This window comes from Microbacterium sp. NPDC019599 (genome assembly GCF_040632175.1).
In the GTDB taxonomy this organism is placed as follows: Bacteria; Actinomycetota; Actinomycetes; order Actinomycetales; family Microbacteriaceae; genus Microbacterium.
In genome coordinates this window covers 293,919-311,408 of sequence record NZ_JBEYBL010000004.1, presented here as the reverse complement: position 1 = coordinate 311,408, position 17,490 = coordinate 293,919, and the positions used below count along the sequence as shown (strand labels likewise).

Genomic DNA, 17,490 nt, shown 5'->3' with positions numbered 1-17,490 from the left:
GTCAGGGCGCCCGCCTGATCCTCTCGGGTATTGCGAGGATGGCTGGAACGTCGGGTAAGCCAGCAACGCTAGGCGCGCTCCCTCGCGATCGCGCGGGTCTTTACCCGCCTCGTCGTGAGGTCTACCATGCCCCGCAGACCGCGGGCGCCCCCGCTGCTCTCCGGCAGCGAAGGCGCCCGGCCGTTCGCGTTCGATGCGGTCTCCCCGGCTCGTGGCCTCTCGTGACCTGCGCTCGCCGCTCGTGGCGGCTCGCGCTCGCGTGTGCAAAGATCACAGCATCCATCGGTCAGATCACACAACAGGCGGGTTTCAGACTGGTCGATCTGTCCAATCAGCACGGCGCAGCCGGGAGGAGACTGATCAGTATGAACGTCCTCGACGAGACCGACCGTCGCATCCTCCTCGCGCTCGACGACGACCCACGGCTGCCCGTGGCCCTCCTGGCCCAGCGCCTCGGACTCGCGCGCGGCACCGTCCACGCGCGGCTGGAGAAGCTGGCAGGTTCCGGTGTATTGCGTGCGCACAGCGCGAGAGTCCGGCCCGAGGCGCTCGGCCGCGGCGTCGCCGCGTCGATACGGGTCGAGCTCGATCAGCACCAGATCGGTGCCGCGATCGAGGCCCTGCGCGGCGTGCCCGAAGTCCTCGAATGCTTCGCGCCGGCGGGCGACACCGACCTGCTGCTGCGGGTCGTCGCGAAGAGTCCCGACGACCTCTATCGCGTCGCCGAGGTCGTGAGGCTCTGCCCCGGCATCCTGCGCACGTCGACGAGCCTCTTCCTGCGCGAAGTGATCCCGTATCGCATCAGCGAGCTGCTGAAGGCCGACTGATCCGACGCGGGGGTAAGCATCCCCGCGTTTGTCAAGCGCCCTCGACAACGTGCCACTCGGGGTTCGATCATCGAGGTCATGCAGGAAGTGCAGATGTTCGACCATGGCGAGATCGTCGAATTGCCGGACGGAGATACGGCCACCATCCTCTACCCCACGACATCGCCGCCGGTCGACTTCTTCGACTCCCTGGACGGGCCTTTCGTCCTCCGCGTCGTCACGGTCCTGATGAGCACCGGCGAGGTCCGTCGATACCTCGCCTCGCAGCTCAAGCCGCTGCGGGCGCACTGACGCGAACCGCAGCGCGCGGCGCGCGTCAGGCCAGCGAGCCGAGGAGCGCTTCGACGCGCCGTCTGATGTCGTCGCGGATCCGCCGGACGGTCTCGATCGGCTGCCCGGCGGGGTCGTCGAGCTCCCAGTCCTCGTAGCGCTTGCCCGGGAAGATCGGGCAGGCGTCTCCACAGCCCATCGTGATGACGACGTCGGCGTGCTTCACGTCGTCGACCGTGAGCAGCTTGGGGGTGCCGGCCGTGATGTCGATCCCCTCTTCCCGCATGGCTTCGACGGCCACGGGGTTGATCCGGTCCTTGGGTTCCGAGCCTGCGGAGCGGACGTCGACCATGCCGCCGGACAGGTGCCGGAGGTAACCGGCGGCGATCTGGGAGCGACCCGCGTTGTGGACGCAGACGAAGAGGACGGTGGGCCGGTCGGTCATGTGCTGCTTCCTGTGCCGTTGCGGGTCGAGCGGCGCTCGACGAGGACGGTGTCGCGCCATGTGCCGGCGTGCGGGCCGAGCTCCGAGCGCGCGATGCGTTGGCGGGTTCCGATGATCCGGAACCCGGCCTGCTCGTGGAGCCGGATGCTGGCCGTGTTCTCCGGGAAGATGCTCGACTGGACCGTCCAGTAGCCGGCGGTGTCGGCCGCGTCGAGGAACGCGAGCAGAACCTGCCGGCCGATGCCGCGCCCGCGGTGGTCGGGGTGGATGTAGACGGAGTGCTCGATGACGCCGCGGTAGGCATCGCGGGAGGAGACACGGGATGCCGCCGCCCACCCCGTGATGATCCCGGCACCGTCGACGGCGACGAGGCGCGCGTCCGGGATCTTCGCAGTGTCGAACTGCTCCCAGGTGGGCGTGCGGGTCTCGAAGGTGGCCTCGCCTTCTGCGATCCCCGCGGCGAAGATCGTCTCGACCTGCGGCCAGTCGTCCTCCCGGAGGGGTCGGATGCCGGTCATCAGCAGCACGACCCCGCGCCCAGGTCGGTGGAGCAGACGCCGGTCGCCGGCAGCGTGAGTCGGACCTGGGTGGCGGCGGGCATGTCGCCGTCCAGCCACGCGACCACGGAGCGGACCTGCTCGTAGCCCGTGGCGAGCAGGAAGGTCGGCGCGCGCCCGTAGGACTTCATCCCCACGACGAAGAAGCCCGGTTCGGGATGGCGCAGCTCGGCGAATCCGTGCGGGGCGACGGTGCCGCAGGAATGCACGTTCGGGTCGATCAGGGGTGCGAGGCGGATCGGCGATTCGACGATGTCGTCGAGTTCGAGGCGGACCTCGCGCAGCATCGTCAGGTCGGGGCGGAAGCCGGTCGCGTTCACGACGAGGTCGGTGTCGTGAGCGGCCGGCTCGCCGCGGCGGGTTCCGAGCAGCCGGACCCCGTCGCCGTGTGCGGCGACTCGCGCGATCCGGAACGAGTCCACCGTGTCGATCGCTCCGACCGCGACGAGCTGGTCGAGGCGCGAGCCCAGTCGCGCGCGGTCGGCGAGCTCGTCGTCCGGCGAGGCGGACACCCGCACGGCGGTCGGGTTTCGGATCAGCCACGTGATCCGCGTGCCGGGCTCCTCCTCCGCCAGCCGCGCGAGAGCGATGAGGGTGTTCGCGGCGGAGTGCCCCGCCCCCACCACGGTCGTGTGCCGTCCCGCGAACCGCGCGCGGTCGGCGCCGAGGACGTCGGGAAGCGCGTGCACGATCAGGTCTTCGACATCGGCCGCTCCGAGCGGCTCCAGTCCGGACGCGCCCAGCGGGTTCGGGCTGGTGTACGTGCCGGATGCGTCGATCACCGCTCGTGCCCCGAGCTCCGAGACGGTGCCGTCCGCGGACTGGAGGCGGACGAGGAACGGAGTCTCCTCCCGGCCGGCGGTGCGGGTGCGGTCCATGCCCTCCCGGGTCACCGCCGTCACGCGGGTGGCGAAGCGGATCCGCGCACGGATGGCGTCGAGCCGCGCAAGGGGTACGAGGTACTCGTCGACGAGCTCATGCCCGGTCGGAGCGCGGCCCTCGTCGGCAGGCGCCGACCACCCCGCCGCGATGAGCAGCCTGCGCGACGCCGGATCGATCAGGTGCCTCCACGGGGAGAACAGGCGCGTGTGCCCCCAGAGGCCGATCGACGCACCTGCCCCCTCGCCCGCCTCGAGGACGGTGAAGTCGATGCCCCGCTCGAGCAGGTTCGCGGCCGCCGCCAGGCCGATGGGGCCGGCGCCGATGATCACGACCGGAAGCGTCGCGAGCCGCTCGGCCGCCCTCGCTCGCGGGGTCAGGTCCACCAGGGTCACGGGTGCCTCCGAAGATATCGATGAACGTCGATGCCTAGTATCGCGCCATCTATCGAAGTTCGTCAATATCGACTATCGTCGATATATGGTCACCCTGCTCGGCCTCACCGATGTCACCGCCTCGCGCGCGGAGTGCTGCACGCCACTGCTGCGCGAGCCGCTCGGCCAGCAGGACGCCGAACAGCTCGCGGTGACGCTCAAGGCCCTGGCCGACCCGGCGCGCCTGCGGCTGCTGTCGATCGTCGCGGCCTCCGAGGGTCAGGAGGCGTGCGTGTGCGACCTGATCGATCCGGTCGGGCTGTCGCAGCCGACCGTGTCCCACCATCTGAAGGTCCTGACCGAAGCCGGATTCCTCACCCGGTCCAAGCGCGGCACCTGGGCGTACTACCGGCTGCGACCGGAGGCTCTCACCGGCGTCGCCGACCTCCTGGCGACCTGACCGAGCCCTTCCAGCCTCAACCTCGCGCGACCGGCGTCTTCCGCGAGCGCCGCGCGAGGATCACCGTGAACACGAGTGCGACGATCGCCGTGGCGCACAGGAGCATGAGGCCCACCGTGTAGCTGTTGGCCTCGGCGTTGTACGTGGCACCCATGACCAGCGGCGGGAAGTAGCCGCCGAGGCCTCCCGCCGCGCCGACGATGCCCGTGACCGACCCGACCCGCTCGGCCGGCGACTTCTGCGCGACCCACGTGAAGACGGCGCCCGTCCCGAGTCCGAGGAAGACCGCCATCGCGACGAACGTCGCTCCCGCGAGCAGCTCGGGCGGCGGCTGCAGCGCCACGACGACCGCCATGACCGCGGCGCCGGAGAGCGAGATCATGAGGACCGCCGCAGGGCCGATGCGGTCGGAGAGCCAGCCGCCGACGGGACGCGCGATGACCGCCGCGATCGCGAAGCCGGCCGTGCGGGCTCCCGCGTCGGCCAGGTCGAAGCCGTAGATGACGTTGAGGTAGGTCGGCAGGTACGTCGAGAAGGCGACGAATCCGCCGAACGTCACGGCGTAGAGGAACGCCATCTGCCACGTGACGGCGAGCTTGCCCGCGGCCTTGAGCTTCGGCGCGACCTTGTCGCGGTTGGGGGTCCAGACCGGCGAATCCCGCATGCCGAACCACACGACGATCGCGACGATGATGAGGGCTGCGACGATGATGAGGTGGGTCGCCGCGTAGCCGAACCACAGGACGAATCGCGGAGTGAAGAACGACGAGAGCGCGGTCCCGCCCATGCCCGCGCCGAAGAGTCCCGTCGCGAACCCGCGCTTGGCGGGCTCGTACCAGGCGTTCACGAACGGGATGCCGACGGCGAAGGTCGTGCCGGCGATTCCGAGCACGAATCCCGACGCGATGAGGAAGGGATACGACCCGATCGTCCCCGCCCACAGGACCAGCAGGACCGGGACGGCGGAGGCCGCCGTGAGGATCGTGAACATGATCCGGCCGCCGAACCGGTCGGTGAGCGCGCCTGTCATGATGCGGCCGACCGAGCCGACGAGCACGGGGGTCGCGATGAGGAGGGACAGCTGTGTCGGATTCAGGTCGAGCTCGTCGGCGTAGCGCACGCCGAGCGGCCCGATGATGTTCCACGCCCAGAACGTGATCGTGAAGGCGAGGAGTGCGAGGCCGAGGTTTCGCCCGCGGCCGGACAGCGGCACGACCGGCGGCGAGGTCTGTGCGGTCATCGTGTTCCTCCGAGCTCCGGCGGTCGAGGCATGATCCGGCGCGCCGGTGGGCGGCGCTGGCTCGGACGATACCGAAGCCCCGGGAAAGGCGGAAGGGATGCTGTCAGCCCGGCGCTGACAGCATCCCTCCCTCTTCCCGGGGGTTCGACGGCTCAGCTCTCGCGGTCGGCCTCGACGCGCGCCTGCTTCGCGCCCGCTTCATCGGCGTGCGCGATCTCGGCCCGCTCGGCCTCGACGAAGGTCGCTTCGGCGAGCTGCTCCGGCGCGTACTCGCGGCGGACGCCGAAGGTGAGGAGGAGCCCGACGAGCGAGATGCCCGCGAGGAACAGCATGAGGAAGCCCCAGTCCGTCGCGTCGACGAGCAGGCCCACCGTGGCGGGGCCCGCCGACGAGCCGATCGCCTGCGCGACGGCGAAGATCCCGGTGTAGATGCCGATGAGGCGCTGCGAGGGCGCGAGGTTCCACAGCATGACGGTCGCGTTCACGGCGAACCCCGCAAAGCCGCACGCCGCGACGAGCACGCCGATGAGCGTCGCCGTCGAGGACGTGTTGAAGGCGAAGGCGATGAGCGCGCCGAGCGCGAAGACGATGATGCCGAGGCGCATCATGAGGCGGCGCCCGAACCGGTCGGACAGGATCGCGACGGGGATCACGACGACGAGGAACGCGACGCCGGCGGGCAGCGTGAACCCGCCCGCATCGCCGCGCGACAGGCCGAGCTGCTCGACGCCGTAGAGGGTGAGGAGTGCGCGGATCGCGGCCCACGATCCCCACGTCACGATGATGGCGGCGATCATGAAGAGCCGGCTGCGGTCGCGGTCGGTGACGATCTCCTTGAGGATCGCGAAGAAGCCCGGCTTCTCGACCCCCGCTTCGCGGTCCTCGTCGACGACCGCGAGGTATCCCGCGGTGCGCTGCTCGCGGAGTGTGAAGACGAGGATCGCGAAGCATCCGACCATGACTGCGGCGGCGATGATGTAGGCGAGCTCGACGCTCTCGTCGACGACGAACAGGCTCAGCAGCGCCGAGACGATGATCGTGAGGCTCGACGCGGCGCGGCCGAGGGCATTGCCCTTGCTGCGGTGCTGCGGCAGCTGCTGGTCGGCGATGAGCGCCTCCGTGACGGGCTTGAAGCTGTTCGCGGTCAGGGAGAAGAGCACGATGACCGCGATGAGGATCGGGAACGCCGGCGCGAGCGGGATGAGGACGAACAGGAGCGCCGCGACGGGCACCCCGATGAGGATGAACGGCGTGCGTCGCCCCCAGCGGGACCGCGTGCGGTCGCTGAGGAACCCCATGAGCGGCTGCACGAAGATGCCGATGATGTTGTCGAGCCCCATGATGAGGCCGATGAGCGCGACGCTCGTCGTGTACTGCGCGAGCGTCACGGGCGTCTGGGAATCGTGGAAGTTCCATACGGATTCCTGCGCGAAGACTCCGAGCGCCACGAGCAGCGCGAGGCGCAGCTGGAAGCGGCCGCGGTCGGCTCGGTCGGGTTGAGCACTTTTCACTGTTGACTCCATCGTCGGTCAGCGGCGAGCGCCTCGCGCGCTCATCGGGAGCAAGCTACCATTTGCTATTGCAAATAGTAAACCGGGCGACGACGCCCGCCTCACTGAGAGTGGCGAGCGATGCCGACGACCCTCACCCAGTCCGACCTGACATACCTCCGCGGGATCGACAGCCCGACGATCGCGAACGCGCTCGAGCGACTCTCGCTGCGCGACCGGAGCGAGGGATACATCGGGGGCTCCGTCCAGTGCGCCTTCCCCGAGCTCGGCACGATGGTCGGCACGGCGCTGACCGTGACGGTCGACGACGCCGTGGGCCGCCCGGCACGCCAGGACGGCTACTGGCGGCTCTGGGAGACGCTCGAGGCACTGCCCGGGCCCACGGTCATCGTCATGAAGGACGCGAGCGGCACGCCGAGCCGCGTCGCCTACGCGGGCGAGATCATGGTGACGCTCGCCCTGCGCCTGGGCGCGATCGGCATCGTGACGGACGGCGCTCTGCGCGACGTCGCAGAAGTGCGCGAGAAGGGCTTCCACTACTTCATGCGATACCCCGTCGTGTCGCACGCGAACTTCGAGCTCTCGAAGGTCGGCGACCCGGTGTGGATCGACGGGCAGGTCGTCCGCACCGGCGACATCCTGCATGGCGACGCGAACGGCATCGTGATCGTGCCCTGGGACGGGCTCGCGGTCCTGCGCGACGCCGTGGCGGCGGTCCAGTCCTCCGAGCGTCGCGACCTCGACTTCATCGACGGCCCGGACTTCACGCTCGAGGCATACAAGGCGATCCGCGGGTACGGCGGGTAGGGGTCGGCGACGTCGCGAGGGCGGACAGGACCGACAGAGATGCGGGATGCTGTACGCCCAGCATCCCGTCTCGTCACAGGTTCTTGATCGCCGAACGGGCATGCCCGCGCATGATGCGCTCGGCCGCGTCCTCGTCGCCCGCGGCGAGCGCCTCGACGATCGCGCGGTGCTCCGCGATGCGGGCCTCGATCCAGTCCGGGTCCTTCGCGTCCTCCGCGGCGCGGCTGAGCCGATGGTCGGCGCCGTAGATGGCGTAGCTGTCGATGAGCGATCGCAGGGCCGGATTGGCGGCGGCGGCGGCGATCTCGGCGTCGAACCGCTGCGCGCGCTCGAACTGCTCCGCGAGGCTCAGCTCGTCCCGCGCCGCGACGAGGTCGTCGATGTAGCCGCGCAGCCGCTCGATCGCGTCGGGGCTGATCTTGCGCGCCGCGAACCGCGCCTCGGCGCCGCGCAGCATCACCTCGACCTCCATGAGCTCACGGAGGGTCTCGGCCGGATGATCGACGATCTGGAGGCGCCGCGGGCCGACGCGCTCGATGAGGCCCTCGTGCTCGAGCTTGCCGAGCGCCTCGCGGACGGGCGTGGGGCTGACGTCGAGCGCCGCCGCAAGCTGCCGCTCGGTGACACGGCTCCCGGCGGCGAGCCGCCCGTCGGCGATGCTCTCACGCAGCGCCCGGTAGACCTGCTCCGAGAGCGAACCCGCGCGGGCCACCTGCGGCAGCACGTCACTGAGACTCATGCGATCTCGCCCCCGTTCGGTTCGCCTCCACGGTACCCCTCGCAAACGGCGCCGGAGCTCGCCGCGAGATTGACACCATTTGCTATAGCAAATAGTGTCGACCGCGGAAAGGGGCAGATCCCATGGCTTCACACGACGACGACGCCGCCCGCCCGACCGCGGTGCGCATCGTCTTCCCGATCGGGATGCTGGGCGGCGGCATCGCCCCCGAGACCGTCGAGCGCGGCATCGAGCTGGGCGCCGACGCGATCGCCGTCGACGGCGGATCGACCGACTCGGGCCCGCACTACCTGGGAGCCGGCGTGCCCAAGTCGTCGCGCGGATCGCTCAAGAGCGACCTGCGGACGCTCCTCGTCGCATCGCGGCGAGCCGGCATCCCCGTCGTCGTGACGACGTGCGGCACGTCGGGCACGGACGCCGGCGTCGAATGGGTCGCCGACATCGCGCGCGAGATCGCCCGCGAAGAGGATCTCCGCTTCACGATGGCGACCATCTACAGCGAGCTCGACCGTGCGACGGTGCTCGCAGCGCTCGACGCCGGTCGTGTGGCGCCGCTCGAGCCGGCCGGTCCTCTGCACTCGGGCGACGTCGCCCGCTGCGAGCACATCGTGGGGCTCATGGGCCATGTGCCGATCGCGGAGGCGCTCGCCGCCGGCGCCGACCTCGTCCTCACGGGCCGCGCGTCCGACACGGCCTCCGTCGCGGGGATCGCGCTCGGCCGCGGCATCGCGCCCGGACCGACGTGGCACGCCGCCAAGACGGTCGAGTGCGGCTCCCAGTGCACGACGGATCCGCTCGGCGGCGGAGTGCTCGTCGAGATCGACGACCTCGGCTTCACGGTGCACCCGCTCGACGACACGTCCGCGGCGACGCCCATGACCGTCGCGGCGCACATGCTGTACGAGAACGCCGACCCGTTCCGCCTCCGCGAGCCGGGCGGCACGCTCGACACGAGCGCGGCCGTCTACACGGCCGTCGACGCCCGCGTCACCCGCGTCGAGGGCTCGCTCTTCGAGGAGGCGCAGCAGCCCACGATCAAGCTGGAGGGCGCTGCGATCGGAGGCTACGAGACGGTGTCGCTCGTCGGCATCCGCGACCCGCACATCCTCGCCCACATGGACGCCTGGATCGCCCGCTTCACGGGCGAGCTCGCCCGTCGCGTCGCAGCCCACCTCGGCCTCGCGCGCGACGAGTACGCGACCGATCTGCGCGCCTACGGCTACAACGCCGTGCTCGGCGCGATCGAGCCGGGCGGTGCGCCGCCCCGCGAAGTCGGGGTCCTGTTCAAGGCTCGGGCCGCAGACCAGGCGACCGCCACGGCCATCGCGAAGATCGCCAACCCGCTCCTGCTCCACCTGCCGCTCGAGGGCATGACCCACCTGCCGAGCTTCGCGTTCGCGACCTCGCCCGCCGAGATCGAGCGCGGTGCGACCTTCGAGTTCGTCCTGCAGCACACGATCGCCGTCGAGGACGAGGCCGAGCTGTTCCGCACCGAGTACCAGGAGGTCGCGCCCCGTGGCTGATCAGACCCTCGACGAGCTCGCCGACCTCGTCCGCGCCAAGAACGCCGGTCCGTTCTGGCTCACGCTCGACGTGTTCCTCCCCAGCGACGAGGTCTTCGCGCGCGTGGCCGCCTCGCCGGTCGTCGACCCCGTCGTGATCGCGGACCTGTACCGTGCGACGCCAGACGTCGTCCGGATCTTCCCGATGCCCGCGCTCCGGGCGATCAAGATCTCGCTGCCCCGCCCCGTCACGCAGGGCTCTTTCGCCGATCGCGACATGCACTCCGGTCAGCAGCACGTGCCGCTGGCCCGCGTCCTGGTGCCCGAGCGGGCGTAGCCGCCGGGCCGCACCGCGGCAACCCCCATCTCCTCCCGCGCCGGCGCGCCTAGAGTCGCGGCGTGACCACGACCGAGCCCGCCGTCATCCACGCCGACCAGTCGGCCGCCTTCCTCCTCGAGGGGTACGGGTTCGGCCGGCGCCGGTTCGAGGAGCACGGGACGGATGCTGTCCGCACGCGCCTCATGGGACGCCCCGTGACGCTTCTCCGCGGCCTCGACGCCGCCGCATTCTTCTACGCCGACGACCGGTTCACGCGCGTGGGCGCCGTCCCGACGTCGGTCGTCCATTCACTCCAGGACGAGGGAAGCGTCCAGGCGCTCGACGGCGGCCCTCACAAGGAGCGCAAGGCGCTGTTCCTCGACGCCCTCGACCACCAGTCCCGCGCGACCCTCGCCTCGGAGTTCTCGCGCTCCTGGAAGCGCGCGTGGCCGACGTGGCAGTCGACGGGACCCGTGTCGCTCCTCGAGGGCTCGGCGCGCGTGCTGACCGAGGCCTCGCTCCGGTGGGCCGGGGTCTCGGCCCCGGACGCCGACGTCGACCGGCGCACGAGGGAGTTCCGCGCGATGATCGACGGCGCAGGATCCTTCGGTCCGCGCAACTGGAGAGGACGGATGCTGCGCCTGCGCACGGAGCGGTGGGCGCGGGCGCTCATCCGGGACGAACGGCTGCTCACCGACGCGGGCGCCGTGTCGCCGCTCGCGCGCGTCGCCCGACATCGCGACGGGGACGGCCTCCTGGACGAGGCGACTGCGGCCGTCGAGCTGCTCAATCTGTTGCGCCCCACCGTCGCGATCTCGCACTTCATCGCGTTCGCCGGCCTCGCACTGCACCTCAATCCCGATTGGCGCGACCGCGTCGCGGCCGACGACGCCCTGCTCCTGCCGTTCTGCCAGGAGGTCCGCCGCGCAGCCCCCTTCTTCCCGGCGATCGCCGGCCGGGCGACGGAGGCGTGCCGCTGGGGCTCGGTCACCTTCGAGCCCGGTGACTGGGTCGTCCTGGATCTCTTCGCGACCGACCGTGACCCCGCCCGGTGGACCGACCCCGACACGTTCGACCCCGCGCGCTTCATCGGGATGGAGCGCGAAGCGCCGATCGTCCCGCAGGGTGCCGGCGCGATGGCGACGGGACATCGCTGCCCCGGCGAGCCCGCGACGGTCGACCTGCTGGCCGTTGCGACGCGGATCCTCGCCCGTTCGCAGTGGACGGTGCCGCGGCAGGATCTCGGCGTGGACCTGCGGCGCCTCCCCGCCCTCCCCGGATCGAAGGGGTTCCTCATCCAGCCGACGGACTGACCCCGCGGCCCGAGGTGCTCATCCCGGCCAGGGTTGGAGGTCACGCGAGCGCGCCGCCGCCCGCAGCCGGGCCCAGCGCCTGGGCGGGAAGTCGTCGGGCCAGTGCAGCACGACGGTCCGGACCCCGCGCACGAATCTCGTCCGGAACGAGCTCGCACTCGCGAAGGGCCGGACGGACATCGCCATCGGCATCCCGTGCACGAAGCGGATCCGGTGCCGCTCACCGAGGTGGAACGCGAGGTCGAGATCGTCGTGGATGTCGTCCCGATGCCGATGGACCGAGGGGGCGACATCCCGCCACGCGTCGCGGCGCATGCCGAAGTCCGAGCCGAACAGCGCCCAATGCCCGAGCGCGGGCCACGTCGCAGCGAAGTACGCGCCGAGATAGAGCGCTGCGAGCGCGCGCCGCACGAATCGCGGCCCCTCGGCGAACACGGCGCGGCCCGTGAGGGCACCGGCGTCGGGATGCTGTGCGAAGGCGGACAGCATCCGTTCGATCCAATCGGGTCCCGGCACGCAGTCGGCGTCCAGGCGCAGGATGAGATCGCCTGTCGCAGCGTCGTAGCCGCGGGCGCTTGCTGCGGGAATGCCGGGCTCGTCGCAGAACACCAGGTGGGCGCCTGCCGCGAGCGCGACGGCGGCGCTGCCGTCGCTCGAGCCGTTGTCGACGACGATGAGCTGGTCAGGCGGGCGCGACTGCGCGCGGAGCGCCCCCAGACAGCGCGCGAGGGCTTCGGCGTCGTCCTTCACCGGGATCACGACCGAGACCGTGGGCGCGGCTCCGGCTCCGGCTCCGCTCACGCGAGCGGGCGCGAGGCGCTCGCCCGCTGCTCGTCATCGAGCGTCGCGCGCCACGTCGAGCGCCGGGGGCGCTGAGCCTGCGGCGGCCAGGAGATGAGCCGCACAGTGAGGGCCGCGAGCGCTGTCTCGTGCGGGACGATCGATACACGGCGGGCCGAAGAGGTACGGGCCATCTCACCTTCTCGGGGATCCTCGGGATGCTGTCGGGCACAGGATGGGACCTGCAGTCGTCCTGATCCAGGGGGTTGCCACGGCAGAGAACCGGGTGATATCGGTGGTGAGCCGCATCCGTCCGCCTCTCCGCACCTGAGTCGATGGAGTCTGTTCGCAGGGCGACTCTGGCACCGCGCGACCCGTCACTGCCAGACTGACCCCATGAGCGTGATCGAGAACTCGAAACTCACCGTCGTCGGGGCCGGAGCGGTCGGGTCGAGCGTCGCGTATGCGGCCCTCATCCGCGGATCGGCGCGGCATGTCGCGCTGTACGACATCGCGACCGAGAAGGTCGAGGCCGAGGTCCTCGACCTCGCGCACGGAACCCAGTTCACCGGCACGAGCGACATCATCGGCGGCAGCGACGTCTCGGTCGCCGAAGGCTCGCATGTCGTCGTGATCACGGCCGGGGCCAAGCAGCGCCCGGGCCAGACGCGCATCGAGCTCGCGGGGGTCAACGCCAACATCCTCAAGTCGATGCTCCCGCAGCTGCTCGAGGTGGCGCCGAACGCGATCTATGTCATCGTGACCAACCCGTGCGACGTGCTGACGGTGCTCGCGCAGGAATCCACGGGGCTGCCTGTGGAGCGCATCTTCGCCTCCGGCACGGTGCTCGACACATCTCGCCTGCGCTGGCTGCTCGGCCGCCGTGCGGGTGTGTCGACGTCGAGCGTCCACGCCTACATCATCGGCGAGCACGGCGACACGGAGTTCCCGCTGTGGTCGTCCACGACGATCGGCACGGTGCCGATCCTCGACTTCGACCCCGTCGACGGCGACCCCATGACGGTCGACGAGCTCGACCAGATCGCCGTGGACGTCAGGGATGCCGCGTACAAGGTCATCCAGGGCAAGGGCGCGACGAACTATGCGATCGGCCTGTCGTCGGCGCGCATCGTCGAGGCGATCCTCAACGACGAGCACGCCGTCATGCCGGTCTCGACGGTCCTCGACGGATTCCACGGCCTGAGCGGCGTCGCCCTCTCGGTCCCCTCGATCGTGAGCGCCTCGGGCGCCACGCCGATCAAGGAGACGCAGTTCTCGCCGAACGAGCTCGGACTGCTCCGTCGCTCGGCCGACGCCCTGCGCGAGGTCGCCGCCTCCCTCCGAGGCTGACCTCACCCCACCCGCAAGCCCCGAGCCCACGCGCCCGGCAAGGCCCGCTCCCCGGGCCTGTCGAGGGGGTCGAACCCCAGCCGACGCGCCCGGTGTCGCCGGGGCATCCGGGCGATGTCGCCCGTCCGGTCTAGCCTGAGTCCGTGCCAGCCCGCCGCCCCACCGCCGCCCCCTACCGGTGCACCGAGTGCGGGTGGACCACGATCAAGTGGGTCGGTCGCTGCGGCGAGTGCCAGCAGTGGGGCACCGTGGTCGAGGCATCCGAGCAGACCGGCATCCTGCGCTCGGTCGCGCCGATCGCGCCGTCCGCCGAGCGGGCCGCGCGCCCCATCACGCGCCTGACGACGAGCGAGGCCGCGCGACGGACGACCGGGGTCGGCGAGTTCGACCGCGTGCTCGGCGGCGGGCTCGTTCCCGGTGCCGCGATCCTCCTGTCCGGTGAGCCGGGCGTGGGCAAGTCGACGCTCCTGCTCGAGGTCGCGGCCCAGTCCGCGCGTGCCGGGCGACGCGTCCTCTACGCGTCGGCTGAGGAGTCGACGGCACAGGTGCGGCTCCGCGCCGAGCGGACGGGCGCGCTCCACGACGAGCTCTACCTCGCGGCCGAGACCGATCTCGCGACGCTTCTGGGGCACGTCGACGATGTGGGCCCCGACCTCCTGATCGTCGACTCGGTGCAGACCGTCTCGTCGGCGCTCTCCGACGGCATGGCGGGGCATCCCTCTCAAGTGCGCGAGGTCGCCGCGACCCTCATCCGCATCGCGAAGGAGCGCGACCTGCCCGTCATCATCGTGGGTCACGTGACGAAGGACGGCTCGATCGCGGGCCCTCGCATCCTCGAGCACCTCGTCGACGTCGTGTGCCACTTCGAAGGCGACCGGCAGACATCCCTGCGCTTCGTGCGGGCGCTCAAGAACCGCTTCGGGCCGACCGACGAAGTGGGATGCTTCGACATGACCGGGTCGGGCATCGCCGAGGTCGCCGATCCCAGCGCCCTCTTCCTCGGGCACGGGGCGCCCGTCGCCGGCACGTGCGTCACGATCGCGCTCGAAGGGCGGCGCGCGCTGCCCGTCGAGGTGCAGGCCCTCACGATCAAGAACGGCGGGCCGAACCCGCGGCGCATCGTGAGCGGCGTCGATGCCGCGCGTGTCGCGATGATCCTCGCCGTGCTCGAGCGCCGGGCCGGCGTCACGGTGTCGGATCAGGACGTGTACGTCTCGACCGTGGGAGGCGTCCGCCTCGTCGAGCCGGCCGCCGACCTCGCGATCGCGGTCGCCGTCGCGAGTGCCGTGGGCGACCGCGCGCTGCCGAAGGGGACCGCCGCGATCGGCGAGCTGAGCCTCGCGGGGGAGGTGCGGCCCGTCACGCAGGGCGCGCAGCGACGGGCCGAGGCCGCCCGGCTCGGCTACCGGACTGTCGTGGATGCCTCGTCGGAGTCGCTCCAGAACGCCCTCCGCGACCTCACGACGCGCGGCCGCCCGTCCCGCGACGAGGGCATTCCCGACTTCTAGGCCTACGAGGGGCGCAGGGGCGGGCCCGCCGCCCAGAGCCTGACGTCGGGGCATCGCGCCGGGAGGTACCAGTCGGCCCCCGGCTTCTGAGCTTCGCCGCCGGGCAGTTCGATGTCGTCGCCGTCGACGTAGCGGTTGCCGTAGACGAGCGTGTCACCGCCCTCGATGCGGGCTCCGCCGATCTCGAAGACGGGGACGTAGACCTCGTCGCCGGCCTGCACCCAGACGCAGTCCTCCTCGATCCGCAGAATGCCCTGCAGGAGCGCGTCCTCGTTCGCGCCCGTCGCCGGGCGCACCGCGATGGGACCGTCGGCGGGCACGCAGCCGCTGAGCCCGGCGATCGCGATCGCGAGGACGGGGACGAGGGCGATGCGGCGGCGCATGGCGCCACAGTAGCGATCGCCCTCAGGCGTCGAGCGCCTTGAGCACCTCATCGGGGGTGGCCTGCATGGGGTGCGGACCCGCGATGTCGAAGAAGACGGTCGTGATGACGGCGCCGTGCGTGCCGAGGAACGCGCGGAGGGCGCCCGGCGACTGCAGCGCCACGGCGGGCGGCAGCGCTGCGGGCTTGTGCTTCGCATCGCTGAAGAGGAGGAGCGCGATGTCGCCCGTGTTGGGGTCGCGGTAGGTCCAGACCTCGCCGACATCGAGCGGGTTGTCGCGGTTGCCCGGCTTCAGGAGCGGGACGACGGTCGGCCCGTGACGCAGGGCGAACGCGACGGCGGCCATGTCCTGCGTCTGCAGCGCGTCGCTCAGCGCCGTGTTGCGGAACTCGAGGGGCTCCTGCTTCTTCGAGCGCTTCTTTCCGGCCATCAGTCCAGCGTAGACGCCGCCTTCGCGAGGAGATGTCCCCGATCGGAGGAGGAACTCCGCCTCGAACTCCTCCGAAACGACCCGAATCCTCCGAACCAGCACACGCCGCTCACGGTCCCCGAGCTTGTCGAGGGGTGGGACCCGAGCCGACGCGAGCCTCAGGCGAGGAACCCGCGCAGCAGAGCCTCCGAACCGGCCAGGTGTTCGAGGACGGCTGCCTCGGCAGCATCCGCCCGCCCCGCCAGGATCGCGGTCACGATGCCCTCGTGCTGCGCGTTGGAGTGCTCGATGTTGCGCGGCAGGAGCGGGAACGTGTCGAGCCACGCATTGACGCGGGCGCGGTTCTCGGCGACGAGCGCGACGAGGGACGGGATGCCGGCGACCTCCGCGATCGTCAGATGCAGGAGCGTGTCGAGCCTGCGATAGTCCGGTTCGCTCGCCGCGCACGCCTCCTCGTGCCGCGCCCAGAGCTCGGCTCGGACGGCGGGCTCGAGCGTCCGGCTCGCGGCCGCCCGCGCGGCCCCCGCCTCCAGGACGCGCCGAAGGCCCAGGACGTCCTCGAGCTCCTCGATCGCGACTCCGGCCGGCTCCGACGGTCGCGGCAGGGGGTCGGCGACGAAGGTTCCGCCGTATCGCCCCCGGCGCCGCACGAGGAACCCCGTGTCGGCGAGCTCGCGGATCGCCTCCCGGACCGTGTCGCGGGACACGGCGTACAGCGCCGCGAGCTCGCGCTCGGGCGGGAGCGACTCCCCCGGCGCGACCACGCCCAGGCGGATCGTCTGCACGAGCCGGGCGACGGTGTCCTCGAGCGCATTGCCCTCGCGGACCGGCCGGTAGACGGCCCGGCGGACCTCCTTGAGCGGCGCGTCGGTCATGGCAGGCTCCGAAGGCGTGCCGACCTCCGGCTCGCTGTGACGAGCGCGCCGCGCCACGCCGTGCGCGGCATCCGTCTTCCCCATTCCGCCGGAGTTCGGTACATCGAGCGACCTAGAGCGGCGTGACGTAGGCGTTCGTGATGCCGCCGTCGACGACGAACGCGGTCGCGGTGACGAACGACGCGTCGTCCGAGGCGAGGAAGGCGACGGCGGCGGCGAGCTCCTCGGGCTCGGCGAAGCGGCCCATCGGCACGTGGACGAGCCGGCGCTGCGCGCGCTCGGGGTCCTTCGCGAAGAGCTCCTGCAGGAGCGGCGTGTTGACGGGGCCCGGGCACAGCGCATTGACCCGGATGCCCTGCCGCGCGAACTGCACGCCGAGCTCGCGCGTCATGGCGAGGACGCCGCCCTTGGACGCCGTGTACGAGATCTGCGACGTCGCCGACCCCAGCAGCGCGACGAACGAGGCCGTGTTGATGATCGACCCCCGGCCCTGCGGCACCATGTGACGCAGCGCCGCGCGCGAGCACAGGTACACGCTCTTGAGGTTGACGTCCTGCACGCGATCCCACGCCGGCAGCCCGGTCGTCTCGATCGAGTCGTCGTCCGCGGGCGAGATGCCGGCGTTGTTGAACGCGATGTCGAGCCGCCCGAAGTGGCCCGCCACCCCGTCGAAGAGCGCATCGACGGATGCCTCGTCCGCGACGTCGACGAGACGGAAGATCCCGTCCACCTCGGCCGCGGCCTTCTCGCCACTCGCCGGATCGAGGTCGGCGATCACGACCGCGGCCCCCTCCGCGGCGAATCGCCGGGCGGTCGCCAGCCCGATGCCGCTCGCGCCGCCCGTGATGATCGCGACCCGGTCCTTCAATCGTGCGGTCAGATCCATGTGTTCCTCCGGTTCAGAGTGCAGTGCGCGAAACT

At 71.2% G+C, this 17,490-nt stretch carries 21 protein-coding genes; 9 read left to right on the top strand and 12 right to left on the bottom strand.

What is annotated here, in order from left to right; translation table 11 throughout:
- Positions 1 to 365: 365 nt before the first annotated feature.
- Positions 366 to 827 (top strand): Lrp/AsnC family transcriptional regulator, encoded by a 462-nt coding sequence (locus ABZ477_RS10205; RefSeq protein WP_360131833.1) that lies wholly within the window; start codon positions 366 to 368, stop codon positions 825 to 827.
- A gap of 78 nt (positions 828 to 905) precedes the next feature.
- Positions 906 to 1,118, top strand: coding sequence for a hypothetical protein (locus ABZ477_RS10200; protein WP_360131830.1), 213 nt, complete (start codon positions 906 to 908; stop codon positions 1,116 to 1,118).
- Between the two features lie 25 nt (positions 1,119 to 1,143).
- Here ABZ477_RS10200 and ABZ477_RS10195 read toward each other — a convergent pair whose 3' ends face one another.
- From ABZ477_RS10195 to ABZ477_RS10185, 3 genes are read right to left on the bottom strand one after another with little or no spacing between them, the layout of a single operon-like run.
- A complete protein-coding gene (locus ABZ477_RS10195; RefSeq protein ID WP_360131827.1) occupies positions 1,144 to 1,542 on the bottom strand; it encodes an arsenate reductase ArsC in 399 nt (132 codons plus the stop codon).
- Positions 1,539 to 2,060 (bottom strand): N-acetyltransferase family protein, encoded by a 522-nt coding sequence (locus tag ABZ477_RS10190; RefSeq protein WP_360131988.1) that lies wholly within the window; start codon positions 2,058 to 2,060, stop codon positions 1,539 to 1,541. Before ABZ477_RS10190 ends, ABZ477_RS10195 begins: the two co-directional genes overlap by 4 nt.
- Entirely contained in the window at positions 2,060 to 3,373 is a 1,314-nt protein-coding gene (locus ABZ477_RS10185) for an FAD-dependent oxidoreductase (RefSeq protein ID WP_360131824.1), read from the bottom strand. Before ABZ477_RS10185 ends, ABZ477_RS10190 begins: the two co-directional genes overlap by 1 nt.
- Before the next feature lie 85 nt (positions 3,374 to 3,458).
- Between ABZ477_RS10185 and ABZ477_RS10180 the strand changes: the two genes are divergently transcribed.
- Positions 3,459 to 3,812, top strand: coding sequence for a metalloregulator ArsR/SmtB family transcription factor (locus ABZ477_RS10180; protein WP_360131821.1), 354 nt, complete (start codon positions 3,459 to 3,461; stop codon positions 3,810 to 3,812).
- 16 nt (positions 3,813 to 3,828) lie between these two features.
- Here ABZ477_RS10180 and ABZ477_RS10175 read toward each other — a convergent pair whose 3' ends face one another.
- Both ABZ477_RS10175 and ABZ477_RS10170 read right to left on the bottom strand, forming a co-directional pair.
- Positions 3,829 to 5,052, bottom strand: a complete 1,224-nt coding sequence (locus ABZ477_RS10175) for a nitrate/nitrite transporter (protein WP_360131818.1) — start codon at positions 5,050 to 5,052, stop codon at positions 3,829 to 3,831.
- Between the two features lie 152 nt (positions 5,053 to 5,204).
- Positions 5,205 to 6,563, bottom strand: a complete 1,359-nt coding sequence (locus tag ABZ477_RS10170; protein ID WP_360131815.1) for an MFS transporter — start codon at positions 6,561 to 6,563, stop codon at positions 5,205 to 5,207.
- A gap of 120 nt (positions 6,564 to 6,683) precedes the next feature.
- On the opposite strand from ABZ477_RS10170, the gene ABZ477_RS10165 reads away from it, so the two are divergent.
- Positions 6,684 to 7,370 (top strand): RraA family protein, encoded by a 687-nt coding sequence (locus ABZ477_RS10165; protein ID WP_360131812.1) that lies wholly within the window; start codon positions 6,684 to 6,686, stop codon positions 7,368 to 7,370.
- Positions 7,371 to 7,443: 73 nt separating this feature from the next.
- Here ABZ477_RS10165 and ABZ477_RS10160 read toward each other — a convergent pair whose 3' ends face one another.
- Positions 7,444 to 8,109 carry a GntR family transcriptional regulator gene (locus ABZ477_RS10160; RefSeq protein WP_360131809.1) on the bottom strand — a complete coding sequence of 222 codons (666 nt, stop codon included), beginning with the start codon at positions 8,107 to 8,109 and terminating at the stop codon, positions 7,444 to 7,446.
- A gap of 122 nt (positions 8,110 to 8,231) precedes the next feature.
- Here ABZ477_RS10160 and ABZ477_RS10155 point away from each other — a divergent pair, with 122 nt between their 5' ends.
- From ABZ477_RS10155 to ABZ477_RS10145, 3 genes are all read left to right on the top strand, one after another.
- Entirely contained in the window at positions 8,232 to 9,632 is a 1,401-nt protein-coding gene (locus ABZ477_RS10155; RefSeq protein ID WP_360131806.1) for an acyclic terpene utilization AtuA family protein, read from the top strand.
- Positions 9,625 to 9,948 (top strand): DUF4387 domain-containing protein, encoded by a 324-nt coding sequence (locus ABZ477_RS10150; protein WP_360131803.1) that lies wholly within the window; start codon positions 9,625 to 9,627, stop codon positions 9,946 to 9,948. The genes ABZ477_RS10155 and ABZ477_RS10150 overlap by 8 nt, the downstream gene beginning before the upstream one ends.
- A gap of 62 nt (positions 9,949 to 10,010) precedes the next feature.
- Positions 10,011 to 11,243, top strand: coding sequence for a cytochrome P450 (locus ABZ477_RS10145; RefSeq protein ID WP_360131800.1), 1,233 nt, complete (start codon positions 10,011 to 10,013; stop codon positions 11,241 to 11,243).
- A gap of 18 nt (positions 11,244 to 11,261) precedes the next feature.
- Here ABZ477_RS10145 and ABZ477_RS10140 read toward each other — a convergent pair whose 3' ends face one another.
- Together ABZ477_RS10140 and ABZ477_RS10135 are read right to left on the bottom strand one after the other, a co-directional pair.
- The gene (locus ABZ477_RS10140) at positions 11,262 to 12,044 is read right to left on the bottom strand and encodes a glycosyltransferase family A protein (RefSeq protein ID WP_360131797.1); all 783 of its coding nucleotides are present in this window, start codon (positions 12,042 to 12,044) and stop codon (positions 11,262 to 11,264) included.
- Entirely contained in the window at positions 12,041 to 12,217 is a 177-nt protein-coding gene (locus ABZ477_RS10135) for a hypothetical protein (RefSeq protein ID WP_360131794.1), read from the bottom strand. Before ABZ477_RS10135 ends, ABZ477_RS10140 begins: the two co-directional genes overlap by 4 nt.
- A gap of 202 nt (positions 12,218 to 12,419) precedes the next feature.
- Here ABZ477_RS10135 and ABZ477_RS10130 point away from each other — a divergent pair, with 202 nt between their 5' ends.
- Positions 12,420 to 13,373, top strand: coding sequence for an L-lactate dehydrogenase (locus ABZ477_RS10130; protein WP_360131791.1), 954 nt, complete (start codon positions 12,420 to 12,422; stop codon positions 13,371 to 13,373).
- 143 nt (positions 13,374 to 13,516) lie between these two features.
- Positions 13,517 to 14,881: a DNA repair protein RadA gene (gene radA, locus ABZ477_RS10125; protein ID WP_360131788.1), complete on the top strand. Its 1,365-nt coding sequence runs from the start codon at positions 13,517 to 13,519 to the stop codon at positions 14,879 to 14,881.
- 2 nt (positions 14,882 to 14,883) lie between these two features.
- Here radA and ABZ477_RS10120 read toward each other — a convergent pair whose 3' ends face one another.
- The 4 genes from ABZ477_RS10120 to ABZ477_RS10105 all read right to left on the bottom strand — a co-directional run bounded on the left by ABZ477_RS10120 (position 14,884) and on the right by ABZ477_RS10105 (position 17,455).
- Positions 14,884 to 15,264 (bottom strand): dihydrolipoamide dehydrogenase, encoded by a 381-nt coding sequence (locus tag ABZ477_RS10120; protein ID WP_360131785.1) that lies wholly within the window; start codon positions 15,262 to 15,264, stop codon positions 14,884 to 14,886.
- Between the two features lie 22 nt (positions 15,265 to 15,286).
- A complete protein-coding gene (locus tag ABZ477_RS10115) occupies positions 15,287 to 15,694 on the bottom strand; it encodes a dehydrogenase (RefSeq protein WP_360131782.1) in 408 nt (135 codons plus the stop codon).
- A gap of 158 nt (positions 15,695 to 15,852) precedes the next feature.
- Entirely contained in the window at positions 15,853 to 16,569 is a 717-nt protein-coding gene (locus tag ABZ477_RS10110; RefSeq protein WP_360131779.1) for a GntR family transcriptional regulator, read from the bottom strand.
- A 112-nt stretch (positions 16,570 to 16,681) separates the two neighbouring features.
- Complete coding sequence (locus ABZ477_RS10105) at positions 16,682 to 17,455, bottom strand: 3-oxoacyl-ACP reductase (protein ID WP_360131776.1); 774 nt, start codon at positions 17,453 to 17,455, stop codon at positions 16,682 to 16,684.
- Positions 17,456 to 17,490: the final 35 nt, after the last annotated feature.

Coding starts and splice junctions, on each gene's coding strand:
- ABZ477_RS10205 (WP_360131833.1), top strand. CDS start 366: ATGAACGTCCTCGACGAGACCGACCGTCGCATCCTCCTCGCGCTCGAC.
- ABZ477_RS10200 (WP_360131830.1), top strand. CDS start 906: ATGCAGGAAGTGCAGATGTTCGACCATGGCGAGATCGTCGAATTGCCG.
- ABZ477_RS10195 (WP_360131827.1), bottom strand. CDS start 1,542: ATGACCGACCGGCCCACCGTCCTCTTCGTCTGCGTCCACAACGCGGGT.
- ABZ477_RS10190 (WP_360131988.1), bottom strand. CDS start 2,060: ATGACCGGCATCCGACCCCTCCGGGAGGACGACTGGCCGCAGGTCGAG.
- ABZ477_RS10180 (WP_360131821.1), top strand. CDS start 3,459: ATGGTCACCCTGCTCGGCCTCACCGATGTCACCGCCTCGCGCGCGGAG.
- ABZ477_RS10175 (WP_360131818.1), bottom strand. CDS start 5,052: ATGACCGCACAGACCTCGCCGCCGGTCGTGCCGCTGTCCGGCCGCGGG.
- ABZ477_RS10165 (WP_360131812.1), top strand. CDS start 6,684: ATGCCGACGACCCTCACCCAGTCCGACCTGACATACCTCCGCGGGATC.
- ABZ477_RS10160 (WP_360131809.1), bottom strand. CDS start 8,109: ATGAGTCTCAGTGACGTGCTGCCGCAGGTGGCCCGCGCGGGTTCGCTC.
- ABZ477_RS10155 (WP_360131806.1), top strand. CDS start 8,232: ATGGCTTCACACGACGACGACGCCGCCCGCCCGACCGCGGTGCGCATC.
- ABZ477_RS10135 (WP_360131794.1), bottom strand. CDS start 12,217: ATGGCCCGTACCTCTTCGGCCCGCCGTGTATCGATCGTCCCGCACGAG.
- ABZ477_RS10130 (WP_360131791.1), top strand. CDS start 12,420: ATGAGCGTGATCGAGAACTCGAAACTCACCGTCGTCGGGGCCGGAGCG.
- ABZ477_RS10120 (WP_360131785.1), bottom strand. CDS start 15,264: ATGCGCCGCCGCATCGCCCTCGTCCCCGTCCTCGCGATCGCGATCGCC.
- ABZ477_RS10115 (WP_360131782.1), bottom strand. CDS start 15,694: ATGGCCGGAAAGAAGCGCTCGAAGAAGCAGGAGCCCCTCGAGTTCCGC.
- ABZ477_RS10110 (WP_360131779.1), bottom strand. CDS start 16,569: ATGACCGACGCGCCGCTCAAGGAGGTCCGCCGGGCCGTCTACCGGCCG.
- ABZ477_RS10105 (WP_360131776.1), bottom strand. CDS start 17,455: ATGGATCTGACCGCACGATTGAAGGACCGGGTCGCGATCATCACGGGC.